At 29.6% G+C, this 4,874-nt stretch carries 6 protein-coding genes; all 6 read right to left on the bottom strand.

The features are described 5' to 3' along the window. The coding region (locus PGQ33_RS16485; protein WP_270206107.1) for a hypothetical protein at positions 1–382 on the bottom strand (382 nt) is incomplete at its 3' end. Between the two features lie 70 nt (positions 383–452). Continuing rightward, entirely contained in the window at positions 453–650 is a 198-nt protein-coding gene (locus PGQ33_RS16480; protein WP_015521369.1) for a hypothetical protein, read from the bottom strand. A gap of 60 nt (positions 651–710) precedes the next feature. Further along, complete coding sequence (locus PGQ33_RS16475) at positions 711–1,541, bottom strand: PqqD family protein (RefSeq protein WP_270206106.1); 831 nt, start codon at positions 1,539–1,541, stop codon at positions 711–713. Between the two features lie 4 nt (positions 1,542–1,545). Continuing rightward, a complete protein-coding gene (locus PGQ33_RS16470) occupies positions 1,546–2,889 on the bottom strand; it encodes a radical SAM protein (RefSeq protein ID WP_270206105.1) in 1,344 nt (447 codons plus the stop codon). 12 nt (positions 2,890–2,901) lie between these two features. Further along, entirely contained in the window at positions 2,902–3,381 is a 480-nt protein-coding gene (locus PGQ33_RS16465) for a hypothetical protein (protein ID WP_270206104.1), read from the bottom strand. Beyond that, complete coding sequence (locus PGQ33_RS16460; RefSeq protein WP_015521367.1) at positions 3,381–4,436, bottom strand: radical SAM/SPASM domain-containing protein; 1,056 nt, start codon at positions 4,434–4,436, stop codon at positions 3,381–3,383. The genes PGQ33_RS16465 and PGQ33_RS16460 overlap by 1 nt, the downstream gene beginning before the upstream one ends. Between the last annotated feature and the right edge of the window lie 438 nt (positions 4,437–4,874).

Raw genomic sequence — 4,874 nt, 5'->3', positions numbered from 1 at the left:
ATGACTCTAATGATATTATGTTTTTTTCTGAAAAAACTTTTTGTGGTACTTCATTAGGAACAAAAATCGTTTTTTCATAAATCGATAATGGCTTTCCTGATACTATTGTTCCTTCTTTCCCATTCCTATAAAAAGAATATTCATTTTTTTGAATCGAATTCAACTTTTCTTCTTTTAACATTCCTGACTCTAATGTATTTTTTACATAGTATTCCAATAATCCGTCTACATATTTGACATTTACCGTCACTTTTTTCCCAATCAAAAATAATTCAATTGAGATAAATTCTTCATTTCCATTTCGTATGATATCTATACTCTGCTCTCCAATATTTTTATTATTCTTACTTAAAGAATAATAATAGTTACATAATTTTTTCATTTTAATTCTCTTCCCTTTTTAAATGAGTAGAGAGGTAATATTTCATACCTCCCATACTCGGCTTTTCATTTTAGCACTCTGGACCTAAACCTTTAATTACTACTAATGCACCTACGGCATAAGCAACAGCTACAGCAACATTCCATACTGCTCCAACATTCCATACCGCTGCAACTACTCCACCAACTAAACATACATTACATGCCTGAGGTTCAATGGTCTCACTATTATTGCCATCTACGATTACCGGTGTTTCATATTGAGACATACTTTTTCCTCCTTTCTTTTAGTTTTCATATAATAAATAGATAATTGTTTTATCTACTTATTACAAACAAATTGTTTTTACAAACACAGACGCATCCTTATATTCTTCATCTACATAAACTTCTTTTGTTAATTCTCCTTTAAATTGAAATCCGATTTCTTCTAGATAAATATTATTTACATCTTTACTATCTGTTACCATGATACAATTACAGATATGCTTCTTCTTACTTTCAATACAGTTTTTCCTTATAAGTTCTTTACAAGACCATTCAATAAAATCACGATATACCTCATAAATACCTGTCAATTCCACTGCTACTTCCATATGCCTTATGTAAACTCGTCTTCCCGGCACGTCAAGATTCACAAATAATCTTAACAGTTCTTTCTCACCTTCTTTTAAAGCAAACACTGTATTTAAACCGTTTAAATATGTTGAATATAAAAAGTCTTTTCCAAGAATTACATCTCTATTATAATGAATATCTGTATACTCAACTCCACCTATTCTAGTTTCATATTTTTCTAATAAGTCTAAATTCCCTATACAATAGGTGTATCTATCCTTTTTCTGTTCATAATATGTTAAAAACGGATTATATTTATCCTTCCATTCTATGTATCCTCTACACCACATTTCATGCAAAAGATTTTCTACATCTTTTCGAATCATTTCTTCATTATCTTCATGAAACTCTTTTTTTATCTTTAGAATTATTTCATGTATACTATTTTCTCCAGTACATAAATCCAAGATATAACTACTCGTAGAATTTAAAAATACTTCTGTATTGGATATACTGTATTCACTTAATACATAAGCTCCATTTTCAACTTTTCGAATATTAGCAATTCCTTTGCTACTTTTTAATGGATAATAATTTTTCATATTTTCATTTATCTCCTTTATTGACAAATAATAAATTTGCTAATAGTAGCTTCTCTAGCAACGCTCTAGATTTATCTTCATTGTTACCCATGGCAAATTCTCTAAAACAGCAGCTACCATTATCTTGCAGATTCCTTATCATATTTATTTCATCTTCTTTTTTTGTTTTAAACCTCCATAACTCATGTTCGCCAATTAAACTATTGTATACTGTCCATTCCTTTCCTGCTGACACTATAACCACATTGGGATTTAGTTGAAATGGCAATCTGTTATTTATAACCTCATTTAATAATCTTTTCAACTTATTGAAGTAAAAACGACATTTTTCAATCTGATAAATTCTATTCTCTTTAGATAAACCTATTAACAAACACATTTGACATTGTTTTTTAAATGGACACTCGCAACACACTTCACACTCTTTATAATCAAAATATTCACTACCTATTTGAAACTTTTTTGTTGTTTCTATTTTGTCCGAATCATCAAATTTACCTAAATCTAGTTTTTCATTCTCAATTAACCCTTTGTCTAATAGCAAAGAGCAAGCACAATAGTTTCCATTCGACATTAGTGAATAGCCACCATAAAAGATGGAACAATCTGGTATATTTGGTTTATATGATGTGCCAAAAACAGTGTTGAAAAAAATAGCATCAAATACAGATATATCCTTAAACGTCAATTCATAATTGGGGCGTTCTATTCTTATATAGGAACTAATTAAAGTAGATATCGCTTCTTCATACTTCCAGTTATCCAAATCCAATTCTTTATAAAATGCTGCGTTCCCATCTATATACAGCTTTCCTATCGCTACCTGAACAAAGGGAAAGGTATTTAAGATATTAACCATATCTGGCACTTCTTCATAATTTTTGCTAGTTAAATTCATTTGAAGAATTAATTTTATATTTTTCTTTTCTGTTTTATTAATCTTGTCTATTTTAGAAACTACACTCATTACTTTTTCGAATACCCCTTCCCCTCGTACAAAGTCATTGGTTTCAGGTGATACTCCTTCTAAGCTAAATGCTATATAGTTAATCGTTTCTGAATTATCTAGTAAATTTTTCAATTTTTTTTCATCAATCAATGTTCCATTTGTAATGATAGCAATCTTAATTTTATATAACGAACAATAATCTATTACTTCCGTAATATATGGGTACATAAAAGGTTCTTTTGTAGACAACACAATATTATCTACACCGCTTTCATGACATTTATCAATTACCTTTTTTGCTTTTTCTAAAGAAATTGATGGTGGATATGATGTCGTCCCTACAATACAATGCTTGCACCTCAAATTGCAACTGTCCTCTAAATCCCATTTTAATTTCATACCACTACTCCCTTATAACGGTCTTGTAAAAACCCTAAATATCCCTGTATCAATTTCATATTCAAGTTCCTTATTAAAACAATTATCTATTAGCATTTTTTCAGTATATAAATCTAATTCTTTATCAATGATATTTATTTTCACTTTACTATAATAACTATCTTCAAAGTAATCCTTCAGTTCATTAATACAGCATCCTACAAATTCCGAATCTAACGACGAGATAATAATCTCAATTACAGCAGTATACTCAATTGCATCTGCTAATCTCACAATCATAATCTTTTCAATTTCACCGGTTGTATCATTCAACACACCAAACGCCTTAATAGCATTATTAAAAAACAAATTTCGGACAATTGTTAACTGCTGAAATGTCTGAATTACATTTAAACTACTAACGAAACATTCTGCTCTCTCTTGTTCGAAAATTCTCATACAATATTTTACAATCTGTTCTATTTTATCCTCTTTTAATAATGAAACCTTCATTATACTTCCTCCAATCTATACTTTTTGATATAATCCATGTCTAATTTTTGTAGATTATTCTCAATTAAATCAAAATCGATATTTTCCCCTGTATGCGGTGCTGGTAGTCCATGTCCTTTATATGAAATATCCAACAAATCTGGAGATAAAGCTAACTTATACAATTTTCTTGGAAATTCATATTTTCCTATTTCTCTAAAACCGGCAACTAAGTACTCTTCTAAACTATGCTTTTTTAGATTCCCAAATACAATGGGAATATATGGTGAAATCTCTATCTCGCCGTATGCACTAATTGCAGCATACTTTAAATCAAAACGGCTTGTCATCGCAAGAAGGTGTTCAATGGGATCCCCCCACTCAATCTTCAACTTATCTTTCTTTTCAATTGCATATTTTTTTATTTTTGTAGATAACTTATAATACTCTTTATCATCCAAAAAGAATTCTGACATTCCTTTCGCTCTGCCCATCCTCATCAATGGCTGCATCCTGAATTCATTTACCCCTATTTCTTCTACAATTTTTATAATTTCATCAATTTCATTTAAATTCTTTTTACTCGGAGTACATGCTACTCCAACATAAAATCCTCTATCAACTAATATTCGCAATGCCTCTTTAGCTCTCTCAAATGATCCCGGCTGATTTCTAATCCACTCATGTGATTCTGCACTAGCACCATCCAAACTTACTTGAACCGTTCTAAAACCTGCTTCTTTCAACTCATCTGCAACTTCTTCTGTTATAAGGAAGCCATTTGTCACCATGTTTAAACTTGTTCTTCCGCTTGTCTTTTCTGTATAATACTTTCCCATTTTGATTAAAATATCTTTTCGTAACAAAGGCTCTCCACCACAAATACACAAAGATCTTGGTGCAATGTCTGCTACTTCTACTATGATTTTCATTAGTTCCTCATCCGTCAATTCTCTCTCTCCAAAACAATGTTCCCCACTTCTGTTAAAACAATGTCTACAACGAAAATTACAATTATATGTAATATCAATAGACATTGCCGTAATTCCACAATTCCTTAAAATACTATTGTCCATTATCTTAGCTCCTTTATAATTTTAGAAACAACAAACATACTATTTCTATACTTTTCATATTCAAACCATTCTGTTTGTACACTATATGTTTCATAATAATTTCATTTCAAACATATATAAACTCAACATATACTTTTCTGTCTTCATTAAACAAATTAGGTCTCCATTTTACCAACCACCTTATCCAATATTTTTTTAATTCTACAAATCTTGTATTTTTGTAGGACAATCTCTTATCGTCCTCCTTCGACATATATTATATATTTTTTCTTTTTCATTTTCTTTTAATGTAATTTTTAAGAAACTATTTGTAATAATTTCTGAAATAAATACAAAAATTATTACATCATGTAAATAATTGTTCTTAAGCAGTTTAAAATATTATTCTTTCACTATGCCAATTTCAAAAAATAAATTTGCTGTATAAGATTCAAAAAA

The organism is Coprococcus sp. AM100_B19A (assembly GCF_027662015.1).
GTDB lineage: Bacteria > Bacillota > Clostridia > Lachnospirales > Lachnospiraceae > Allocoprococcus > Allocoprococcus comes.
The sequence above is the reverse complement of the archived record's forward strand: the minus strand, read 5'-3'. Positions and strand labels throughout refer to the sequence as shown.

Bases quoted from the DNA above. Each gene is read 5' to 3' on its own strand.
- PGQ33_RS16480 (WP_015521369.1), bottom strand. From the start codon at position 650: ATGTCTCAATATGAAACACCGGTAATCGTAGATGGCAATAATAGTGAG.
- PGQ33_RS16470 (WP_270206105.1), bottom strand. From the start codon at position 2,889: ATGAAATTAAAATGGGATTTAGAGGACAGTTGCAATTTGAGGTGCAAG.
- PGQ33_RS16465 (WP_270206104.1), bottom strand. From the start codon at position 3,381: ATGAAGGTTTCATTATTAAAAGAGGATAAAATAGAACAGATTGTAAAA.
- PGQ33_RS16460 (WP_015521367.1), bottom strand. From the start codon at position 4,436: ATGGACAATAGTATTTTAAGGAATTGTGGAATTACGGCAATGTCTATT.
- PGQ33_RS16475 (WP_270206106.1), bottom strand. From the start codon at position 1,541: ATGAAAAATTATTATCCATTAAAAAGTAGCAAAGGAATTGCTAATATT.